18 protein-coding genes and 2 pseudogenes are annotated in these 18,490 nt (G+C 68.3%); 12 read left to right on the forward strand and 8 right to left on the reverse strand.

The window, feature by feature from the left end; all coding sequences use genetic code 11:
• The first annotated feature begins 4 nt into the window (after positions 1-4).
• On the forward strand, positions 5-544 hold the full coding sequence (locus QT17_RS09480; RefSeq protein ID WP_039459468.1) for a DUF2271 domain-containing protein: 540 nt from the start codon (positions 5-7) through the stop codon (positions 542-544).
• Positions 522-1,136 carry a PepSY-associated TM helix domain-containing protein gene (locus QT17_RS09485; RefSeq protein ID WP_039459470.1) on the forward strand — a complete coding sequence of 205 codons (615 nt, stop codon included), beginning with the start codon at positions 522-524 and terminating at the stop codon, positions 1,134-1,136. The genes QT17_RS09480 and QT17_RS09485 overlap by 23 nt, the downstream gene beginning before the upstream one ends.
• Here QT17_RS09485 and QT17_RS09490 read toward each other — a convergent pair.
• Entirely contained in the window at positions 1,131-1,616 is a 486-nt protein-coding gene (locus QT17_RS09490; protein WP_039459472.1) for a chlorite dismutase family protein, read from the reverse strand. The two genes, QT17_RS09485 and QT17_RS09490, sit on opposite strands and share 6 nt — an antisense overlap.
• Positions 1,617-2,369: a hydrogen peroxide-dependent heme synthase gene (gene hemQ / locus QT17_RS09495; protein WP_039459476.1), complete on the reverse strand. Its 753-nt coding sequence runs from the start codon at positions 2,367-2,369 to the stop codon at positions 1,617-1,619.
• 35 nt (positions 2,370-2,404) lie between these two features.
• Here hemQ and QT17_RS09500 point away from each other — a divergent pair, with 35 nt between their 5' ends.
• From QT17_RS09500 to QT17_RS09510, 3 genes are read left to right on the forward strand one after another with little or no spacing between them, the layout of a single operon-like run.
• Positions 2,405-3,460 (forward strand): mechanosensitive ion channel family protein, encoded by a 1,056-nt coding sequence (locus tag QT17_RS09500; protein WP_039459702.1) that lies wholly within the window; start codon positions 2,405-2,407, stop codon positions 3,458-3,460.
• 10 nt (positions 3,461-3,470) lie between these two features.
• Complete coding sequence (locus tag QT17_RS09505; RefSeq protein WP_039459478.1) at positions 3,471-5,723, forward strand: hypothetical protein; 2,253 nt, start codon at positions 3,471-3,473, stop codon at positions 5,721-5,723.
• Between the two features lie 21 nt (positions 5,724-5,744).
• Complete coding sequence (locus tag QT17_RS09510; protein WP_052155196.1) at positions 5,745-7,925, forward strand: bifunctional (p)ppGpp synthetase/guanosine-3',5'-bis(diphosphate) 3'-pyrophosphohydrolase; 2,181 nt, start codon at positions 5,745-5,747, stop codon at positions 7,923-7,925.
• Here QT17_RS09510 and QT17_RS09515 read toward each other — a convergent pair.
• Positions 7,922-8,302, reverse strand: a complete 381-nt coding sequence (locus QT17_RS09515) for a secondary thiamine-phosphate synthase enzyme YjbQ (protein WP_039459484.1) — start codon at positions 8,300-8,302, stop codon at positions 7,922-7,924. The two genes, QT17_RS09510 and QT17_RS09515, sit on opposite strands and share 4 nt — an antisense overlap.
• A gap of 13 nt (positions 8,303-8,315) precedes the next feature.
• Positions 8,316-9,107 (reverse strand): class I SAM-dependent methyltransferase, encoded by a 792-nt coding sequence (locus QT17_RS09520; protein WP_039459487.1) that lies wholly within the window; start codon positions 9,105-9,107, stop codon positions 8,316-8,318.
• 34 nt (positions 9,108-9,141) lie between these two features.
• Between QT17_RS09520 and QT17_RS09525 the strand changes: the two genes are divergently transcribed.
• The 3 genes from QT17_RS09525 to QT17_RS09535 are packed head-to-tail and all read left to right on the forward strand — an operon-like array spanning position 9,142 to position 11,546.
• The gene (locus tag QT17_RS09525; RefSeq protein ID WP_039459488.1) at positions 9,142-10,188 is read left to right on the forward strand and encodes a glucose-1-phosphate thymidylyltransferase; all 1,047 of its coding nucleotides are present in this window, start codon (positions 9,142-9,144) and stop codon (positions 10,186-10,188) included.
• Positions 10,189-11,073, forward strand: a complete 885-nt coding sequence (locus QT17_RS09530; RefSeq protein WP_039459490.1) for a biotin--[acetyl-CoA-carboxylase] ligase — start codon at positions 10,189-10,191, stop codon at positions 11,071-11,073.
• A 47-nt stretch (positions 11,074-11,120) separates the two neighbouring features.
• Complete coding sequence (locus QT17_RS09535; RefSeq protein ID WP_039459492.1) at positions 11,121-11,546, forward strand: DUF2203 domain-containing protein; 426 nt, start codon at positions 11,121-11,123, stop codon at positions 11,544-11,546.
• Here QT17_RS09535 and QT17_RS09540 read toward each other — a convergent pair.
• Both QT17_RS09540 and QT17_RS09545 read right to left on the reverse strand, forming a co-directional pair.
• A complete protein-coding gene (locus QT17_RS09540) occupies positions 11,494-11,889 on the reverse strand; it encodes a metallopeptidase family protein (protein ID WP_039459494.1) in 396 nt (131 codons plus the stop codon). The genes QT17_RS09535 and QT17_RS09540 overlap by 53 nt on opposite strands.
• Positions 11,886-12,296, reverse strand: a complete 411-nt coding sequence (locus QT17_RS09545) for a 23S rRNA (pseudouridine(1915)-N(3))-methyltransferase RlmH (protein ID WP_039459495.1) — start codon at positions 12,294-12,296, stop codon at positions 11,886-11,888. The genes QT17_RS09540 and QT17_RS09545 overlap by 4 nt, the downstream gene beginning before the upstream one ends.
• A gap of 129 nt (positions 12,297-12,425) precedes the next feature.
• Here QT17_RS09545 and QT17_RS09550 point away from each other — a divergent pair, with 129 nt between their 5' ends.
• From QT17_RS09550 to lpdA, 4 genes and pseudogenes are all read left to right on the forward strand, one after another.
• Positions 12,426-13,529 (forward strand): thiamine pyrophosphate-dependent dehydrogenase E1 component subunit alpha, encoded by a 1,104-nt coding sequence (locus QT17_RS09550; RefSeq protein ID WP_039459497.1) that lies wholly within the window; start codon positions 12,426-12,428, stop codon positions 13,527-13,529.
• 8 nt (positions 13,530-13,537) lie between these two features.
• The gene (locus QT17_RS09555; protein WP_039459499.1) at positions 13,538-14,512 is read left to right on the forward strand and encodes an alpha-ketoacid dehydrogenase subunit beta; all 975 of its coding nucleotides are present in this window, start codon (positions 13,538-13,540) and stop codon (positions 14,510-14,512) included.
• Between the two features lie 9 nt (positions 14,513-14,521).
• A pseudogene (locus QT17_RS09560) lies at positions 14,522-15,849 on the forward strand (dihydrolipoamide acetyltransferase family protein).
• A 9-nt stretch (positions 15,850-15,858) separates the two neighbouring features.
• Complete coding sequence (lpdA, locus tag QT17_RS09565) at positions 15,859-17,244, forward strand: dihydrolipoyl dehydrogenase (RefSeq protein ID WP_039459501.1); 1,386 nt, start codon at positions 15,859-15,861, stop codon at positions 17,242-17,244.
• Between the two features lie 2 nt (positions 17,245-17,246).
• On the opposite strand, the pseudogene QT17_RS09570 reads toward lpdA, so the two are convergent.
• Together QT17_RS09570 and QT17_RS09575 are read right to left on the reverse strand one after the other, a co-directional pair.
• Positions 17,247-18,113, reverse strand: a pseudogene (locus QT17_RS09570) (NAD(P)-dependent oxidoreductase).
• Positions 18,114-18,122: 9 nt separating this feature from the next.
• On the reverse strand, positions 18,123-18,485 hold the full coding sequence (locus QT17_RS09575; RefSeq protein WP_039459504.1) for a DUF3054 domain-containing protein: 363 nt from the start codon (positions 18,483-18,485) through the stop codon (positions 18,123-18,125).
• Between the last annotated feature and the right edge of the window lie 5 nt (positions 18,486-18,490).

An 18,490-nucleotide genomic window follows, 5' to 3' on the forward strand; every position in this document is an offset into this window, starting at 1 on the left:
GAGAATGCTCAAGCGCTACTACAGCCGGAGGAGCTTTTTCAGGCGGGTTTTGGGCGGGGTTTTGGCCTTAGGGATGGCCCGGGCCCAGGGGAAGCCCTGGCCCCAAGGGATGGAACTCCAGGTGAGCTTCGCCTATGAGGGCGGGGGCTTCCGCTACCGCGCCCCCTACGTGGCGGTGTACGTGGAGGACGAGCGGGGCAACCTGGTGCGCACCCTGGGCCTTTTCCTCATGCCGGGGAAAGGGGAAAGGTGGTGGAACGAGCTGAGGCGCTACTTCGCCCTGGGGGACCTGGCCCGCATGCGGGCCCTCTCCGGCCCCACCCGGCCCCCGGGGCGCTACACCCTGGCCTGGGACGGCAAGGACGAAGGGGGGCGCACCGTGGCCCAAGGGAACTACCACGTGTGCGTGGAGTACGCCCGGGAGCACGGGCCCTACGAGCTCTTCCGCGAGAAGGTGGAAATCGGGGAAAAGCCCTTCCAAAAGACCTACGCCCTGAAGGGGGAACTCCAGGAGGTGCGCCTTGACTACGGCCGGAAGGCCTAGGGGCGGGACGAGCTCCTTGCGGGCCAAGCTTTACGCCTGGGCCCGGACCCTGCACCTTTACCTCTCCCTGGTGGCCTTTCTCTCCATCCTCTTCTTCGCCGTGACAGGCCTCACCCTGAACCACCCCGAGTGGTTCGGGGAAGGGAAGGTGGGGAAGCTCTCCGGCACCCTCCCCCATGCGCCCTACCTAGAGGGGGAAAGCGTGGACTGGCTCGCCTTGGCGGAGGACCTGAGGGCCTTGGGGCTCAGGGGACGGGTGGCAGACCGGGGGCAAAGCGGCGACCAAGCCTGGCTTTCCTTCCGCGCCCCCGGCTACGGGGCCGACGCCCAGGTGGACCTCAAGACGGGGGCCTACACCCTAACCCTCACGGAGGCGGGCCTGGTGGCGGTTCTGAACGACCTGCACAAGGGTCGGGACACCCCTTCGGGGTGGCGGTGGGTCCTGGACCTCTCCGCCCTCTTCCTGGCTCTGGTGAGCCTCACGGGGCTTCTCCTGAGCCTCCTCTTCCGCAAGACGCGGAAGGCGGCCCTCCTCACCCTCCTTTCGGGCCTCCTCCTCTTCGGGGGCCTGGCCCTTTGGGCCGCCTTATAGCTCGTCCAAGACCTCCCTGGGCGCGCGCTGCACGCCCAGGTACCCCCCTTCCTTCAGGATGAGGGGGAAAAGGGCCTCCAAAGGCCCCTCCAGGGCCAAAAGGGTCTCCCCGCGCAAGGCCCTTAGCCCCTCGGGGATGGGGGCCTCGAGGCCATAGGGGAAAAGGGCCAAGGCCCCTTCCCCCGGCGTCCCCTCCCCTCGGTCCAGGTGGAGGGCCACGGGCTCCAAAAAGCCCAGGAAGCGGGTGCGGTTCGCCTCGCGGCGGAAGGCCTGGAGGGCCTTTGGGCTTTCCGCCCCCTGCCAAAGAAGGAGGTCCGCCTCCCCGGAAAACCCCACCAGGCTGTACACGGCCAAGAACCCCTCCCGCCCCTGCCAGCGGGCGAGGAACTGGGCGAAATCCTCCTTCAGGTGCTCCTGCTGCTCCGCCTCGAGGCGGCGGAACTCGGGGAGGAGGCGGAAGAGGGCGAAGCTAAAAATCATCTAGCCCACCCCCAGGAAGCGGGCCAAACCCTCCTCGGAAAGGTACTTCCCCACGTAGAAGGGCCCAAACTCGCCAAAGCGGGCGGAGACCTCGTCAAAGCGCATCTCGTAGACGATCTTCTTGAACTGGATGGGGTCCTCGCTGAAGAGGTCCACCCCCCACTCCCAGTCGTCCAGGCCCTGGGCCCCGCTGATGACCTGCATCACCTTCCCCTGGTACTTCCTCCCCGTCTCCCCGTGGGCCTTCATGAGGAGGGCCCTCTCCTTTGCGGGGAGCAGGTACCAGTTGTCCGGCCCCTGGCGGCGCTTGTTCATGGGGTAGAAGCAGACGTAGCCCCCCTTGGGCACCCGGGGGGTGAGGCGGGGCTTCACGTAGGGGGCCTCGGGGTCCAGGGGGCCCGCCTGGCTTCCCAGCTCCACCACGGAGTAAAAGCCGTAGGCGGGCCGGAGGTGGCGGGCGAAGCGGCTCTTGTTGAGCCGCTCCTCCACGGCCAAAAGGGCGTCCAGGCCTTCCCTGAGGTTGAGGAAAAGGAGGTCGGCCTTCTGGGTCACCACCTGGTAGACGCCAAAGGAGCCCTCTCCCTTGGCCTCCGCCTCCTGCCACTCGGCCAGGATGGCCCGTAGCTCCTCCCAGGCGGCGCGCCGCTCCTCCTCGGGGGCAGCGAGCCAGGCCCCAAAGTCCAGGCGGCGGAAATCGTGGAGGACGTGCCAGCCCTCGAGGGTAAAGGTGGGCTCGGGTGCGTGGCCTTCCATGCTCCTCACTATACCCTTGGGGTATGGTCCTCTACATGAGCCTGGTTCAGACCGCCTTGGTCTTGCTGGTGGTGGTGGTTTTAGGCCGCCTGGGGGGAAGGTTTTTCGCCGCCTTGGCCCAGGCGGTGCCCGGGGAGCGGGACGACGCTTTTTTCCGCCTCTTGGGCTTCCTCTGGTGGGGGTTTTTGGCCGTGGCGGGGGCTTCTTACCTGGTCCACGCCCTGGGGCTCCCCCACGAGCCCTTCCGCACCTGGGGGGAAAGCCTGGTGCGCTGGGCCGGGGCCAAGGGGGTGGCGGCCCTAGGTGCCCTGGCCCTGACCTATTTGGGCTATCGCCTCACCCCTTTCCTCCTCGGCCGGCTCCCCGTGCCGGAAACGGGGGAGCACACCCGGGAGGCGGTCCGGCGGAAAACCCTCAGGGCCGTGGCCGAATCCGCCTTGCGGGTGGGCATCCTGGTCTTGGGAGGGCTCTTCTTTCTCTCCAACCTGGGCCTCAACGTCACCGCCCTCCTGGCGGGGGCCGGGGTGGCGGGGCTTGCGGTGAGCTTCGCGGCGCAGAACCTGATCCGCGACTTCATCAACGGCTTCTTCATCCTCCTGGAGGACCAGTACGGGGTGGGGGATATCGTCCAGATCGGGAATGTTGGCGGGCAGGTGGAGCGCTTCACCCTACGGATCACCGTCTTGAGGGACCTCGAGGGCCGGGTCCACTTCTTCCCCAACTCCGAGGTGCGCCAGGTCACCGTCCTCACCCAGGAGTGGAGCCGGGCGGTGGTGGACGTGGGCGTGGCCTACAAGGAGGACATTGACCGGGTCCTGGAGGTCTTCCGGGACGAGGTGGCGCGCTTCCACCAGGACCCCGAGTGGCGGGAGCGCTTCACCGAGCCCCCCGAGGTCCTGGGAGTCCAGGCCCTGGGGGACTCCTCCGTGGTGATTCGGGTTCTCTTCAACACCAAGCCCGCCCAGCAGTGGGCGGTGGCCCGGGAGTTCCGCCGCCGGATCAAAAAGCGCCTGGACCAGGAGGGCATAGAGATCCCCTTCCCCCACCAGAAGCTCTACTTCGGGGAGCCCTTGCGGCTGGAAAGGGTGTAGGCTAAAGGGGATGCCGGAAGTGTACCAGGAGATCCTAAAGGCGCTCCAACCCCACTTGGGCCCCAGGGCCGAGGTGGTGCTGGACGAAGGCCTTAAGCGCCTGGGCAAGCGCCCGAACGAGCTCACCCCCAAGGACGGGGAGTTCCTCCTAAAGGGCTTGGTCTTCCGCGAGCTGCAAGCTCGGCTGCCCGCGGAACAAGCCCGGCGGGTGGTGGAGGAAACTTTAGAACGCATACAGGACGCTCCTTTAGCCCTGGAGGACCTGGAGCGGGGCCTCAAGCGCTTCGGCCTCTACGTGGACTGGCCGGAGGTGGCCCGGCTCCGGGCCCTGACCAACCGCCTGCGCCAGGGCAAAGAACCCGCCCTCCTCGCCGAGGCCAAGGCCCTTCTGGAGGCCTTGGAGGAGAAGGCGGAGGAGGCCCTTTTGCGCCAGGCTAAGGACCTGGCCCACCTGGAGGAAAGCTTAGAGCGGGTGCGCCACCTGGGCGGCCCCAAGGTGCGACGCCTGGAAGGCCTCCTGGATACCATCCGTCAGGCCCACGGGGAAGGGCTTTTGGCCCAAGCGGAGGTGGAGCGGGCGAGGGCGCTGGCCCTGGAGCTCCGCAAGTTCCTGGAGTCCAGCGCCGTGCGGGCCCCCACCTTGCCCGAGATGGTCTTTGAAACCCAAGAAAGCCCCCCCGAAACGCCCAGGCACCCCACGGACGTCTTCCTCACGGTGGAAGAGGCGGCCGAGCTGGAAGGGGAACTGGTCATTGACCTGGGCCCCCTCTCCGAGGAGGCAAGCCAGCGCATCCAGGCCCTGGAGGTGGAGGAAGAGCGGCGCCGGCTGGAAGCCCTCCTCGCCCGCCACGCCCACCTTCTAGAAAGGGCCACGGTGAGCCCCCTCCTGGCCGAGGTCCAAGCCCTCTTGGAAGCGGGGACGCCCGCCGGGGAAAGGCTCAAAGCCCTGGAAGAAGCCTTGGCCGAGGCGGAGAAAAACTTCCGGGCGGAAAAGCGGGCCCGCCTCATCCAGCTGGAGGAGGCCCTCCGGGCTCTTCCCCTTCCCGAGGAGGCCAAGGCGCCTTTGGAAAGCGCCTTGCGCTTGGCGGAGGAAACCCTCGAGGAGGGAGGCTATCCGGACCTCTCCCCCTTGGAAGAAAGCCTAAGGCGCCTAGAGGAAGAGGCCAAGCGGAAGAAGGAGGAAGAAGTCCGCCTGGAAGAGGAGCGGAAAGGGCTCCTGGCGGAGCTTTCCACCAAAGGCGAGGCCTTCGCCCCCTTGGCCGAGGCGCTTAAAGCCCTTCCCAAGGAGCGCTTAGCGGAGGCCCTCCCCGAGCTTCGCGCCCGCTACGCCGAGCTCCTTAAGGCCAAGGGGGAAGAGGAAGCCCTCAAGGCCAAGCTGGAGGAGGCCAGACGGGCGCTCCTCGCCCTCAAGCCGGAGGCGGAGGCCCTGGGCCTCGGGGAGGAGGTGCAAAGGGTAGAAGAGGCCCTAGCCCAGGGGGAGCTTCCCGACCTCGAGGCCCTCCGCCAAAAGATGGCCCAGGCCCGTGGCGAGGCCCGGGAACGGGCCTTGCAAGAGCTCGCTCGCCTCCAGGTGCTGGCGGAACGCTTCGTGGGCTTCGGCGGCGAGGCGGTCCTAAAGGCCATAGAGGAGGAAAAGCGCAAACCCCTCCCCGACCCCACCCCCACCGCCCGGGCCCTGCAGGCCCTGAAGCGCAAGCTGGAGGCCAAGCGGGAGGAGCTCACCACCCGCCTCACCGCCTTCTTCCAGGCGGAGGCGCGCTTAAGCGGCTTTGAAAGCGAAACCCGGCGCCGCCTAAAACCCCTCCTGGCCTTCCTGCAAAGCGCCAAAGAACGGCTTCCCCTCCTGGGCCCCAAAGGGCTTTTGCAAGTGGAAAAGACCCTGGGTGAGGCGGAAGGCCTCCTAAGGGAGCTGGAGCGGGAAAAGGAGGCGGCCCAGGCGGTGCTCAAGGAGATCGGGCAGGAAAACCTCGAGGCCCTCCTCGGGGCCTTGGTGCCCGGGGAAGACCCCCTGACCCGGCTCCGGCTACCTGGGGTAGAGGCCTTGGGCTTCCTGGAAGACCCCTTGCCCCTTCCCAAAGAAGCCCTCCTGAACCTAAAGGAAGCCCTAGACCGCCTGGACCAAAGCCTGGGGCAAAGGCGGGGGCCCGTGGCGGTGCTCTTTGGGGAAAAGGCCCTGGTGCTGGCCCCCAAGGAGGGGCGGAGCCTGGTGGCCCTCCTGGAGCGGCCAAGCCTTTCCGCCTTCCTCCTGGAGCTATCCGCCTAGGGGGGTGCTAGACTAAAAATAGTGGTCCGCGCGCCCGCCCTTTGGGAAAAGCTGGAGCCCCACCTAGAATACCTCTCCCCGGAGGAACGGGAGAAGGTGAGGGAGGCTTACCTTTTCGCCGAGGAGGCCCACCGGGGGCAGGTGCGCAAGAGCGGGGAGCCCTACATCACCCACCCGGTGGCGGTGGCGGAGATCCTCGCCTCCTTGCGCATGGACGCCGACACCGTGGCGGCGGGGCTCCTGCACGACACCCTGGAGGACTGCGGCGTGGCCGCGGAGGAGCTGGAAAGGCGCTTCGGCCCGGCGGTGCGCCGCATCGTGGAGGGGGAGACCAAGGTCAGCAAGCTCTACAAGCTGGCCAACCTCGAGGGGGAGGAGAAGCGGGCCGAGGACCTCCGCCAGATGTTCATCGCCATGGCGGAGGACGTGCGCATCATCATCGTGAAGCTGGCGGACCGCCTGCACAACCTGCGCACCCTGGAGTTCATGCCCCCCGAGAAGCAAAAGCGCATCGCCCAGGAAACCCTGGAGATCTACGCCCCCCTGGCCCACCGCCTGGGGATGGGGCAGCTGAAGTGGGAGCTGGAGGACCTCTCCTTCCGCTACCTCCACCCCGAGGCCTACCAGGCCCTCCTCTCCCGCATCCAGGAAACCCAAGAGGCCCGGGAGCGCCTGGTGAAAAAGGCCATGGCCGCCCTGGAGGAGGCCCTAAAGCGGGACGAGCTCCTCCAGGCCCAGCTCCAGGGCTTTGAGGTCACGGGCCGGCCCAAGCACCTCTACTCCATCTGGAAGAAGATGGAGCGGGAGAAAAAGGCCCTGGAGCAGATCTACGACCTCCTGGCGGTGCGGGTCATCCTGGACCCCAAGCCAAGCCCCACGGAGGAGGGCCGGGCCCTAAGGGAAAAGCAGGTTTGCTACCACGTCCTGGGCCTGGTCCACGCCCTTTGGCAGCCCATTCCCGGCCGGGTCAAGGACTACATCGCCGTGCCCAAGCCGAACGGCTACCAAAGCCTCCACACCACGGTCATCGCCCTGGAAGGCCTCCCCCTGGAGGTGCAGATCCGCACCCGGGAGATGCACCGCATCGCCGAGTACGGCATCGCCGCCCACTGGCTTTACAAGGAGGGCCTCACCGACCCCGAGGAGATCAAGCGCCGGGTTTCCTGGCTCAAGAGCATCCAGGAGTGGCAGCAGGAGTTTTCCAGCTCCCGGGAGTTCGTGGAGGCGGTGACCCGGGACCTTTTGGGGGGGCGGGTCTTCGTCTTCACCCCCAAGGGGCGGATCATCAACCTGCCCAAGGGGGCCACCCCGGTGGACTTCGCCTACCACATCCACACCGAGGTGGGGCACCACATGGTGGGGGCCAAGGTGAACGGGCGCATCGTCCCCCTCTCCTACGAGCTGCAAAACGGGGACATGGTGGAAATCCTCACCGCCAAAAACGCCCACCCCTCCAAGGGCTGGCTGGAGTTCGCCAAAACCCGGAGCGCCAAGAGCAAGATCCGGCAGTACTTCCGCGCCCAGGAGCGCCAGGAAACCCTGGAAACGGGCCAAGGCCTCTTGGAGCGCTACCTGAAGCGCAAAGGGCTTCCCAAACCCACGGACAGCCAGCTGGAGGAGGCGGCCAAGCGCCTGGGCCTTCCCCCTTCCCCCGAGGAGCTCTACCTGGCCCTGGCCCTAAACCGCCTCACCCCCAAGCAGGTGGCGGAAAAACTCTACCCAAAGGCCCTCCTCAAGCCGGAAAAGCCCAAGCCCGCGCCCAAGAACGAGTGGGGCATACGCCTGGAGCAAGACCTCCACGCCCCCATCCGCCTCGCCTCCTGCTGCGAGCCCATGAAGGGAGACGCCATCCTGGGCTTCGTCACCCGGGGCCGGGGGGTCACGGTCCACCGGGCGGACTGCCCCAACCTGCGGCGCATCCTCCAGGGGCCGGAGGCGGACCGGGTGATTGGGGCCTACTGGGAGGGGGTGGGGGGAAAGGTGGCCACCCTCGAGGTCCTGGCCCAGGACCGGGCAGGCCTCCTCCGGGACGTGATGCAGGTGGTGACGGAGGCGGGAAAAAGCGCCCTGGGCTCGGAAACCCGCATCCTGGGCCCCATGGCCCGCATACGGCTTCGCCTCACCGTGCAGGACGGGGAGCGGGAAGCCCTCCTGGAAGCCATCCGGGGGGTGAAGAGCGTGCAGGAGGTGCGCTGGGTCTAAAGGGGCCGCACCCACACCTCCCGGGTCCTCGGCCCGTCAAACTCCGCCAGGAAGACCTGCTGCCAGCGGCCCAGCTTAAGCCTACCCCCCTCGGCGAAGAGGAGCAGGTGGACCCCGGTGAGGAGGGTTTTCAGGTGGGCGTGGGTGTTGCCCTCCGCGTGGCGGTCCTTGGGGTGGAAGCGGGGGGCGAGCTCCTCCAGGCGGGCCAGGAGGTCGTGGGCCACGTCGGGGTCGGCCCCCTCCTGGAGCAAGAGGCCGCAGGTGGTGTGGGGCACGAAGAGGTAGACGAGGCCCGTATGCCCCTCTAAGGCCCCCTCCACGAGCCCCGTGATGTTCACCAGGCCCTCTTGGGGCGTGCGCACGGTAAGCCTTCGCATAGGGCCAGGATACCTAGCCCAGGCGGGTCACCCGCAGGAAAAAGCTCTTTTGCAGAGTGAAGGAGCGGTCTAGCCCGCCAAACTCCGCCTCGGCCCAGGCCCTGAGCCTTGGCATCACCTTGGCGTGCACCGCCTCGGGCACGGCCTGGGTGAAGGAGTAGAGGCGCTCATCCAGGGCCTCCAAAGCCTCCCGCACCGTGCGCTCCTCCCGCCAGACCACCACCTGGCGGGCCTTGGGCCTAAGGCCAAGCCGCTTCAGGGCTTCCTCCACCTCGGCGAGGCGCCTTTGGTGCAGGCCCCTTTCCACCCGCACGCCGTCCTCCGCCACCAAGGCCCGCCAGCGCTCCTGCAGGGCCCACTCCTCCGCCGCTTCCACCTGGTCCCACCCCTCCAGGAGGGCCCCCCCAGGCTTGAGCACCCTTAGGGCCTCGGCCAAGGCCTTGGGCCAGTCGGGAAGGAGGTGCCAGAGGTGGACCACGATGACCCCGTGGACGCTCTCCCCCGGCAGGGGGATGGCCCGGGCGTCCGCCTCCAAAAGCCGCACCTTGCGCATCACCCCCGCCGCCTTCTGGCGGAAGACCTCCAGCATGGCGGGGTTCACGTCCAAGGCGATGTAGGGAAAGCCGCGGGCGATGAGGGGCAGGGCGATGCGCCCCGTGCCCACCCCGAGCTCCAAAAGGACGGGCTCCTCCCCCCGGCCGGAGACCGCGTTGGCCATGGCGGTGGCGATGCGGCCCGCCACCTCGGGCGGGTAGGCCCGGAGGCGATCGTAGGCGTAGGCCACCCGGGTGAGGGCGCTGGACATGTCCAACTCCATTGTACGAGGTATACTTCGGCCCATGAAGGGGCTCATCCTGGCCGCCGGGCGGGGCACGCGGCTCCGCCCCCTCACCCACACCCGTCCCAAGCCGGTGATCCGGGTGGCGGGCCGGCCCATCATCCACTACGCCGTGGAAAACCTGCGGGAAGCGGGGGTGGACGAAATTGGGGTGGTGGTCTCCCCGGAAACGGAAAAGGACATCCGCGAGGCCCTATCGGGATACCCCGTGCGCTACGTCCTCCAGGAGGAGCCCCAGGGCCTGGCCCACGCCGTGGCGGTGGCCCGGGGCTTCCTGGGGGATAGCCCCTTTGTCCTCTACCTGGGGGATAACCTCTTCCAAAAGGGGATCCGATGCTTCCTTCAGGCCTTCCAGGAGGGGGTGAGCGCGGTGATCGCCCTGGTGCGGGTGGAAGACCCCAGGCAGTTCGGGGTGGCGGTGCTGGAAGGAGACCGGGTGGTGCGCCTTTTGGAAAAGCCCAAAGACCCCCCCTCGGACCTGGCGGTGGCTGGGGTGTACGTCTTCACCCCCGAGGTCTTGGAGGTCATCCAGGACCTCAAGCCCTCGGCCCGGGGGGAGTACGAGATCACCGACGCCATCCAGGGCCTCATTGACCGGGGCCGGCGGGTGGTGGGGGTGGAGGTCACGGGCTGGTGGAAGGACACGGGCCGCCCCAAGGACCTCCTGGACGCCAACCGCCTCCTCCTGGAGGAGCTTTCCCCCAGGGTGGAGGGCGAGGTGGAGGGTAGCGAGCTCACGGGCCGGGTGGTGGTGGAGAAGGGGGCGAGGGTGGTCCGGAGCACCGTCATCGGCCCCGCCTTTATCGGGGAAGGGGCGGTGGTGGAGGAGGCCTACGTGGGGCCCTTCACCTCCTTGGGGCCGGGGGCACGGGTGGTGCGCTCGGAGGTGGAGTACTCCATCCTCGAGGACCACGCCGCCCTAGAGGACGTGGCCCTGCGCCTCCAGGAGAGCATCCTGGGCGTGGGGGCCAGGGTGCAAAGCCGTAACGGCCTTCCCCGGGCCCACCGCCTCATCCTTGGGGACCTCTCCCAGGTGGAACTGGCCTAGATGCCGGCGCTCCTTTCCCTTCTCACGGAGGAGTTCCAAAGCGGCGAGGCCCTGGCCCGGCGCCTGGGGGTGAGCCGGGCCGCCATCTCCAAGGAGGCGCACCGGCTTTTGGAAGAGGGTTTCCCCCTGGAGGTGGGCCGGCAGGGCTACCGCATCCTCCCCGGCACCCCTCTCCCCCACCTCTTCCACCCCCCGGGGCGGCTCGGGAGGCCCTACCGCTACCTGGGCCGGGTGGGGAGCACCCAGGACGCCCTCCGGGCCTGGGCCGAGGCGGGGGCCCTCGAGGGGGCCTTGGTCCTGGCGGAAGTCCAGGAAAGGGGCCGGGGCAGGCGGGGAAGGACGTGGGAAAGCCGCCCCGGGGTAAGCCTCACCTTTTCCCTCCTCCTAAGGCCCCGCCTCCCCCTCCCCGCCCTAGGGCTTCTCCCGCTCCTCGCGGGCCTCGCCCTCTATGAGGCGGTGGGGGTGGGGGGGCTCAAGTGGCCCAACGACCTCCTGAGCCCCGACGGCCGCAAGCTGGCCGGGGTGCTCCTCGAGGCCAAGGCGGAGGGAGAGGAGGTGGCCCACGCCCTCTTGGGGGTGGGGGTGAACGTGGCCTGGGCCCCGGAAGGGGCGGCCTTTTTGCAGGAGTTCACCCCCCTTTCCCGGCGGGAGGTCCTGGAAAGGTTCCTGGCCCGCCTCGAGGCCCTCCTCCCCCTTTTGGAAGACCCGGAAGCCTTCCTCCCCCGCTACGCCCAGGCCTCCTACACCCTGGGGCGCCGGGTGCGGGTGGAAACCTCCAAGGGCCCCGTGGAGGGGGTGGCGGAGGCCGTCCTCCCCGACGGGAGCCTCATGGTGGGGGGGGTGCGGGTGGGGGCGGGGGAGGTGGTCCTCCTGGACCTTGAGTGAGCCACGCTTAGATTTTCCTCACATCTTGTGCTAGGATTAGGGCAGGTATGTTCGCCCGCATCTTCACCAAGGAAGAGGCGGACGCCCTCCTGCCCGAGATCCGCCGGGTTTTGGCCCAGATGCGCAAGGCCCGGACCGAACTCCAGGAGGTTCAGAGCCAACTCCCCGAGGCCCGGGGGCTAAAGCGGCGGGCCCTGGAGGAGGAAGCCCGCTTCCTCCTGGGCTCCCTGGAAGCGGACGCCCGCCACCTGGCCTCCTTAGGCGTCCTCCTCAAGGACCTGGACCGGGGCCTGGTGGACTTCCCCGCCCGGGTAGGGGGCGAGGTGGTCTTCCTCTGCTGGCAGGAGGGGGAGCCGGAGGTGGCCCACTACCACCCCCTTTCCGGGGGCTTCGCCGAGCGGCGGCCCCTGGGGGAGGCCCCTAGCCTCCTTCCCCCCGAGGCCCGCCCCGGCGAAAGGCGTCCAGGCGCCTGAGGTCCTCCCGCACCAGGTCCTCCCGCCCCGCCAAGGACTCCAGGTGGTGGCGGAGTTCGTGGAGGAGGGTTTCCCACACCTCCCCTTCCCAGTCAAACCCCGGCCCCGCCACCGCCCGAAAAGAGCCGTAATAGAGGGCGATGTGCCGCCCGAGGCCCTCAAAGCCGCCCAAGGCGCTAGGAGGCCCGGGGTCCAGGTATTCCCCAAGCCGCCACACCCCGGGAAGCCCGGGCTCGGGCTTGGCCTCAGGGAAAACGTGCACCCCCTGGAGGCCCCGCTTGAACTCAGGCGGGATCTCCTCCCAAAGCCCCTCCACAAGCCGCACGAAGGCCTCGTAGGTCATGGCCGGTGGTAGGGGTGGCCCGCCCTTAGGGTGAGGACCCGGTAGAGCTGCTCCATCAGGACCAAAAGGGCTAGCTCGTGCTGCAGGGTGAGGGGGGAAAGGGAGAGGAGGAAGTCCGCCGCCTCCCGCACCGCCTCCTTGTGCCCCTCGGCCCCGCCCACCAGGAAGGCCACCTTTTCCCCTTCCCACCCCTGGAGGAGCCTAAGGAAGCCCTCGGTGGAAAGGAGCTTTCCCCTTTCGTCCAGGACCACCTTGCGGTGGCCCTCCGCCCTGGGAAGGAGGTCCTCGTCCTTGACGAAGAGGACCTCGAGGGGAGCGTACCGCCCAATCCGCCGGGCGTACTCCTCCACCCCAAGCCGGGCGTAGGCCAGCTTGGGCTTTCCCACCGCCACCACCCGCAGGCGCACACCCCCATCCTAACGGGGTATACTCGGGGCGAAGGGAAAGTGGGGCCAAGCCCACCCCCGAAAAGGAGGCCCAAGCCCTTACCCAGGGCGGGCTTCCCGGCGCCACAAGCGCCACGCAAGGAGGGTGCTATGGTAAAGGAAACCCGCAGGTTCCAGCCCTTCACCCCCGAGCCCATAAGGCTCCTCGGGGAGAAGGGGGAGTGGCTAGGGGAGTTTCCCCTGGACTTGGGGGAGGAAAAGCTACGCCGCCTCTACCGGGACATGCTGGCGGCCCGGATGCTGGACGAGCGCTACACCATCCTCATCCGCACCGGCAAGACCAGCTTCATCGCCCCCGCCGCCGGCCATGAGGCGGCCCAGGTGGCCATCGCCCACGCCATCCGCCCCGGCTTTGACTGGGTCTTCCCCTACTACCGCGACCACGGCCTGGCCCTGGCCCTGGGCGTCCCCATAAAGGAGCTCTTCGGCCAGATGCTGGCCACCCGGGCCGACCCCAACAAGGGCCGCCAGATGCCAGAGCACCCCGGTTCCAAGCCCCTCAACTACTTCACCGTGGCGAGCCCCATCGCCTCCCACGTGCCTCCCGCCGTGGGGGCCGCCCTCAGCATGAAGCTTTTGGGCACGGGGCAGGTGGCGGTCTGCACCTTCGGCGACGGGGCCACCAGCGAGGGGGACTGGTACGCCGGCATCAACCTCGCCGCCGTGCAGGGAGCGCCCGCCGTCTTCATCGCCGAGAACAACTTCTACGCCATCAGCGTGGACTACGCCCGCCAGACCCATAGCCCCACCCTGGCGGAGAAGGCCCACGCCTTCGGCATCCTGGGCTACCTGGTGGACGGGATGGACGTCCTGGCCAGCTACTACGTGGTGAAGGAGGCGGTGGAGCGGGCCCGCCTGGGGGGAGGCCCAAGCCTTGTGGAGCTTCGGGTCTACCGCTACGGCCCCCACTCCTCCGCCGACGACGACAGCCGCTACCGCCCCCGGGAGGAGGTGGAGGCTTGGCGGAAGCGGGACCCCATCCTCCGGTTCCAGCGCTTCCTCGAGGCCCAAGGCCTCTGGACCCTGGAATGGGAGGAGGACCTGAAGGCGGAGATCCGCGCCGAACTGGAACGGGGGCTTAAGGAGGCGGAAGAAGCGGGCCCCGTGCCCCCGGAGTGGATGTTTGACGACGTCTTCGCGGAAAAGCCCTGGCACCTAAAGCGCCAGGAGGCCCTCCTCAAGGAAGAGCTTTAGGAGGCGGCATGGCCCTCATGACCATGGTGCAGGCCCTCAACCGGGCCCTGGACGAGGAGATGGCCAAGGATCCCCGGGTGGTGGTCCTGGGGGAGGACGTGGGCAAAAGGGGCGGGGTCTTTTTGGTGACGGAGGGGCTTTTGCAGAAGTACGGCCCCGACCGGGTCATGGACACCCCCCTCTCCGAGGCGGCCATCGTGGGGGCGGCCTTGGGCATGGCCGCCCACGGCCTGAGGCCCGTGGCGGAGATCCAGTTCGCCGACTACATCTTCCCCGGCTTTGACCAGCTGGTGAGCCAGGTGGCCAAGCTCCGCTACCGCTCCGGGGGACAGTTCACCGCTCCCCTGGTCATCCGCATGCCCTCGGGGGGCGGGGTGAAGGGCGGGCACCACCACTCGCAAAGCCCCGAGGCCCACTTCGTCCACACCGCCGGGCTCAAGGTGGTGGCGGTCTCCACCCCCTACGACGCCAAGGGCCTCTTGAAGGCCGCCATCCGCGACGAGGACCCCGTGGTCTTCCTGGAGCCCAAGCGCCTCTACCGCTCGGTGAAGGAGGAGGTGCCGGAGGAAGACTATGTCCTGCCCCTGGGCAAAGCGGCCCTGCGGCGGGAGGGCAAGGACCTCACCTTAATCGGCTACGGCACGGTGATGCCCGAGGTGCTCCAGGCCGCCGAGGAGCTTGCCAAGGCCGGGGTTTCCGCCGAGGTGCTGGACCTACGGAGCCTCATGCCCTGGGACTACGAGGCGGTGATGAGCTCCGTGGCCAAGACGGGGCGGGTGGTCCTGGTCTCCGACGCCCCCAGGCACGCCAGCTTCGTGAGCGAGGTGGCGGCCACCATCGCCGAGGACATCCTGGACATGCTCCTCGCTCCCCCCATCCGGGTCACGGGGTTTGACACCCCTTACCCCTACGCCCAGGACAAGCTTTACCTGCCCAGCGTCACCCGCATCCTCAACGCCGCCAAGCGGGCGCTAGACTACTGAAGGAGACCTATGCCCAAAGAGATCCTCATGCCCGAGCTCGCCGAAAGCGTGGTGGAAGGCGAGATCCTCAAGTGGTTGGTGGAGGAAGGGGACTACCTCAAAAAGGACCAGCCCTTCGTGGAGGTGATGACGGACAAGGTCACGGTGGAACTTCCCTCCCCCTACGAGGGAGTCCTCATCAAAAAGCTGGCCAAGGAGGGGGAGGTGGTGAAGGTCCACGCCCCCATCGCCCTCGTCGCCGAACCCCACGAGGCGGCGGCCCCGGTGCAGGCGGTGGAGGAGCGCTCCATCGTGGAGCCGGGGCTTCCGACCCCAGAGGAGAGGGAAGACCTCTCCCTCTTCAAGCCCGACCCCACGCAGGTGGCGGTGAAAAACCCCTTCCTGAGCCAGGCCAAGCCCCAGGAGGAGGCCAGGCCCCAAGGCCGGATCCTGGCCGTGCCCGCCGCCAGGAAACTGGCGCGGGAGCTGGGCATCCCCATTGAGGAGGTGCCGGGCTCGGGGCCCTTGGGGCGGGTGCGGGTGGAGGACGTGCGGGCCTACGCGGCCAAGAAGGCGGCCCCCACTCCCCAGGAAGCCCCCTCCCCCACCCCCTTCCCCCACCCCCCCGCTACGCCCCGCCCAAGGGCTACGAGCACCTGGAGGAGCGCGCGCCCTTAAGGGGCGTGCGCCGGGCCATCGCCCAGGGGCTTTGGCAAAGCCACCTCTACACCGTGCGCACCCTCAACGTGGACGAGGCGGACCTCACGGAGCTGGTGGCCTTAAGGGAGCGCCTCAAGCCCGAGGCGGAGGCCCAAGGGGTCAAGCTCACCTACCTGCCCTTCATCGTCAAGGCGGTGGTGCGGGCCCTGAAGAAGTACCCCATGCTCAACACCAGCCTGGACGAGGAAAGGCAGGAAATCGTCTACAAGCGCTACTACCACATCGGCCTGGCGGTGGCCACGGAGCGGGGCCTGGTGGTGCCCGTGGTGCGGGACGCCGACCGCAAGAGCGTCCTGGAACTGGCCCAGGCCATCGCTGAGCTCTCCGCCAAGGCCCGGGAAGGGCGCCTAAGCCCCGAGGAGGTGTCGGGCTCCAGCTTCACCATCACCAACATCGGCTCCGTGGGGGCCACCTTGAGCTTCCCCATCATCAACCTGCCGGACGCCGCCATCCTGGGCGTCCACTCCATCCGCAAGCGGCCTTGGGTTATGCCGGATGGCTCCATCCAGGCGCGGGACATCATGTTCCTCTCCCTCTCCTTTGACCACCGCCTGGTGGACGGGGCCGAGGCGGCCCTCTTCACCCGGGAAGTGATCCGGCTTTTGGAAAACCCCGACCTCCTCCTTCTGGAAATGTAGGATAGCGCCATGGATGCTTACGACCTCATCGTCATCGGCACGGGACCAGGGGGTTACCACGCCGCCATCAGGGGAGCGCAGCTCGGCCTGAAGGTCCTGGCGGTGGAGGCCGCCGAGGTGGGGGGGGTGTGCCTGAATGTGGGCTGCATTCCCACCAAGGCCCTCCTCCACGCCGCGGAAACCCTGCACCACCTCAAGGTGGGGGAGGGCTTCGGCCTAAAGGCGGCCCCGGAGCTAGACCTTAAAAAGCTCGGCTCCTGGCGGGAAAGCGTGGTGAAGAAGCTCACCGGGGGGGTGGCCACCCTCCTCAAGGGGAACAAGGTGGAGCTTGTGCGGGGCTTCGCCCGCTTTGCCGGGCCCAAGGAAATAGAGGTGAACGGGGAACGCTACGGGGCCAAAAGCGTCATCCTGGCCACGGGGAGCGAGCCCGCAAGCCTCCCGGGTTTTCCCTTTGGCGAGGACGTCTGGGACTCCACCCGGGCCCTGCGGGTGGAGGAGGGGATCCCTGGGCGCCTCCTCGTGATCGGGGGCGGGGCGGTGGGGCTGGAGCTCGGCCAGGTCTACCACCGCCTAGGGGCCCAGGTGACCCTCATTGAATACATGCCAGAGATCCTCCCCGCGGGCGACCCGGAAACCGCGGCCCTCCTCCGCCGGGCCCTGGAGAAGGAGGGCATCCGGGTGCGCACGGGCACCAAGGCCGTGGGCTACGAGAAGAAGAAGGACGGCCTCCACGTGCGCCTCGAGGCCGCCCAGGGAGGCGGGGGGGAAGAGATCGTGGTGGACAAGATCCTGGTGGCGGTGGGCCGCAAGCCCCGCACCGAGGGCCTGAACCTGGAAAAAGCGGGCGTGGCCCTGGACGCCAAGGGCTTCGTCCAGGTGAACGCCAGGATGGAAACCACCGCCCCCGGGGTCTACGCCATCGGGGACGTGGCCCGGCCCCCCCTCCTCGCCCACAAGGCCATGAAGGAGGGGCTGGTGGCCGCGGAGAACGCCGCCGGCAAGGACGCCGCCTTTGATTACCAAATCCCCAGCGTGGTCTACACCTCCCCCGAGTGGGCGGGGGTGGGCCTCACGGAGGAGGAGGCCAAGCGGGCGGGCTACCGGGTGAGGGTGGGCAAGTTCCCCTTTTCCGCCAGCGGCCGGGCCCTCACCCTGGGGGCCACGGAGGGGCTCATCAAGGTGGTGGGGGACGAGGAAACGGACCTCCTCCTTGGCGTCTTCATCGTGGGCCCCCAGGCGGGGGAGCTCATCGCCGAGGCCACCTTGGCCCTGGAGATGGCGGCCACGGTCTCCGACCTGGCCCTCACCGTCCACGCCCACCCCACGCTTTCCGAAGGGCTCATGGAGGCGGCGGAGGCCTTCCACAAAGAGGCCATCCACATCCTGAACCGCTAGCCTTAGCGGATCTCCACCCCGGCCCAACGCTCCAGGAGCCTTAAGGCCTCCACATGGTCCGCCTCGGGGGAAAGCTCCCGCTTGGCCATCTCGTAGACCTCCCGGGTGAGGCGGAGAAGGGGGCTTGGGTCCCTGGCCCCCTCCAGCACCCCCATGGCGATGCCCAGGTCCTTCACCAAAAGCCCCAGGGCGAAGGTCTTGGGGAAGGCCCGGGTGAGGACCCTCTCCGGGATGAGGTTCTCCGTGGCGTTGGAGCGGCCGCTGGAGGCGTTGATCACCTCTAACGCCTTTTCCGCGGAAACCCCCTGCCGCACCAGGGCCACGAGCCCCTCCCCCGCCGCCCAGAGGTTCACCGCCAAAAGGGCGTTGTTGATGGCCTTCACCGCGTGCCCCGCCCCCACGGGGCCCACGTGGACCACCTTGCCGGCGTAGGCCAAAAAGGGCTTCACCCGCTCCACGCTCCTTGGGGCCTCCCATCATCACCGTGAGGGTACCCGCTCCGCCCCCGCCGTGCCCCCGGAGACGGGGGCGTCCAGGTAAGTGACCCCCCTTTCCCCAAGCCGCTCCGCCAGGCGTCGGCTCCCTTCGGGCTCGCCGCTGGTGGCGTCCACCCAGTAGGCGCCGGGCCTGAGGTGGGGCAGGAGGGCCTCCGCCACCTCCGCCACCTCCTTGGTGGTGGGCAGGCAGGTGAAGATCACCTTCGCCTCCGCCACCCGCTCCAAGGGCACGGCCTCGGAGCCGAACTCCTCCTGGTGCCGCAGGGCCTTGGCGAAGGTCCGGTTCCAGACCAGGGTGGGAAAGCGCTTGGCCAGATGCCCCGCCATGGGGTAGCCCATGGCCCCAAGCCCGAGGAAGGCCACCTTCTCCATGCCCCTTTTTTACCAGAGCCTGAGGAGCTTGGCGAGGCCTCGGAGGAGGAGGAGGAAGATGAGGCTAAAGGCCATGGCCACCCCCAGGAAGACGAAAAACCCCAGCCCGAAGCTCCCCCCAAGGACCATCTGCCGAAGCCATAGCCCGCTGGGGAAGGCGAGGAGCCAGGTGAGGAGGAGGTTGCGCCAGCTGGGCCTCCGGTAGGTGCCGAGGAAGGGGGAAAGGAGCATCCAGACGAAAAGCACCGGGAGGACGTTGCGGGCAAGGCCCGCCAGGGTCACCGCCTGGCCGTGGGAAAGAAGCCCCAAGGCGGCGAAGAGGAGGAGGGCCAGAAGGTCCAGGAGGAAGAGGTAGGGGGAAGGCTTTTCCACGGCGG

The sequence above is a fragment of the Thermus sp. 2.9 genome (assembly GCF_000794385.1).
In the GTDB taxonomy this organism is placed as follows: Bacteria; Deinococcota; Deinococci; order Deinococcales; family Thermaceae; genus Thermus; species Thermus thalpophilus.

Coding starts and splice junctions, on each gene's coding strand:
- QT17_RS09480 (WP_039459468.1), top strand. CDS start 5: ATGCTCAAGCGCTACTACAGCCGGAGGAGCTTTTTCAGGCGGGTTTTG.
- QT17_RS09490 (WP_039459472.1), bottom strand. CDS start 1,616: ATGATTTTTAGCTTCGCCCTCTTCCGCCTCCTCCCCGAGTTCCGCCGC.
- hemQ (WP_039459476.1), bottom strand. CDS start 2,369: ATGGAAGGCCACGCACCCGAGCCCACCTTTACCCTCGAGGGCTGGCAC.
- QT17_RS09500 (WP_039459702.1), top strand. CDS start 2,405: ATGAGCCTGGTTCAGACCGCCTTGGTCTTGCTGGTGGTGGTGGTTTTA.
- QT17_RS09505 (WP_039459478.1), top strand. CDS start 3,471: ATGCCGGAAGTGTACCAGGAGATCCTAAAGGCGCTCCAACCCCACTTG.
- QT17_RS09515 (WP_039459484.1), bottom strand. CDS start 8,302: ATGCGAAGGCTTACCGTGCGCACGCCCCAAGAGGGCCTGGTGAACATC.
- QT17_RS09520 (WP_039459487.1), bottom strand. CDS start 9,107: ATGTCCAGCGCCCTCACCCGGGTGGCCTACGCCTACGATCGCCTCCGG.
- QT17_RS09525 (WP_039459488.1), top strand. CDS start 9,142: ATGAAGGGGCTCATCCTGGCCGCCGGGCGGGGCACGCGGCTCCGCCCC.
- QT17_RS09530 (WP_039459490.1), top strand. CDS start 10,189: ATGCCGGCGCTCCTTTCCCTTCTCACGGAGGAGTTCCAAAGCGGCGAG.
- QT17_RS09535 (WP_039459492.1), top strand. CDS start 11,121: ATGTTCGCCCGCATCTTCACCAAGGAAGAGGCGGACGCCCTCCTGCCC.
- QT17_RS09540 (WP_039459494.1), bottom strand. CDS start 11,889: ATGACCTACGAGGCCTTCGTGCGGCTTGTGGAGGGGCTTTGGGAGGAG.
- QT17_RS09550 (WP_039459497.1), top strand. CDS start 12,426: ATGGTAAAGGAAACCCGCAGGTTCCAGCCCTTCACCCCCGAGCCCATA.
- QT17_RS09555 (WP_039459499.1), top strand. CDS start 13,538: ATGGCCCTCATGACCATGGTGCAGGCCCTCAACCGGGCCCTGGACGAG.
- lpdA (WP_039459501.1), top strand. CDS start 15,859: ATGGATGCTTACGACCTCATCGTCATCGGCACGGGACCAGGGGGTTAC.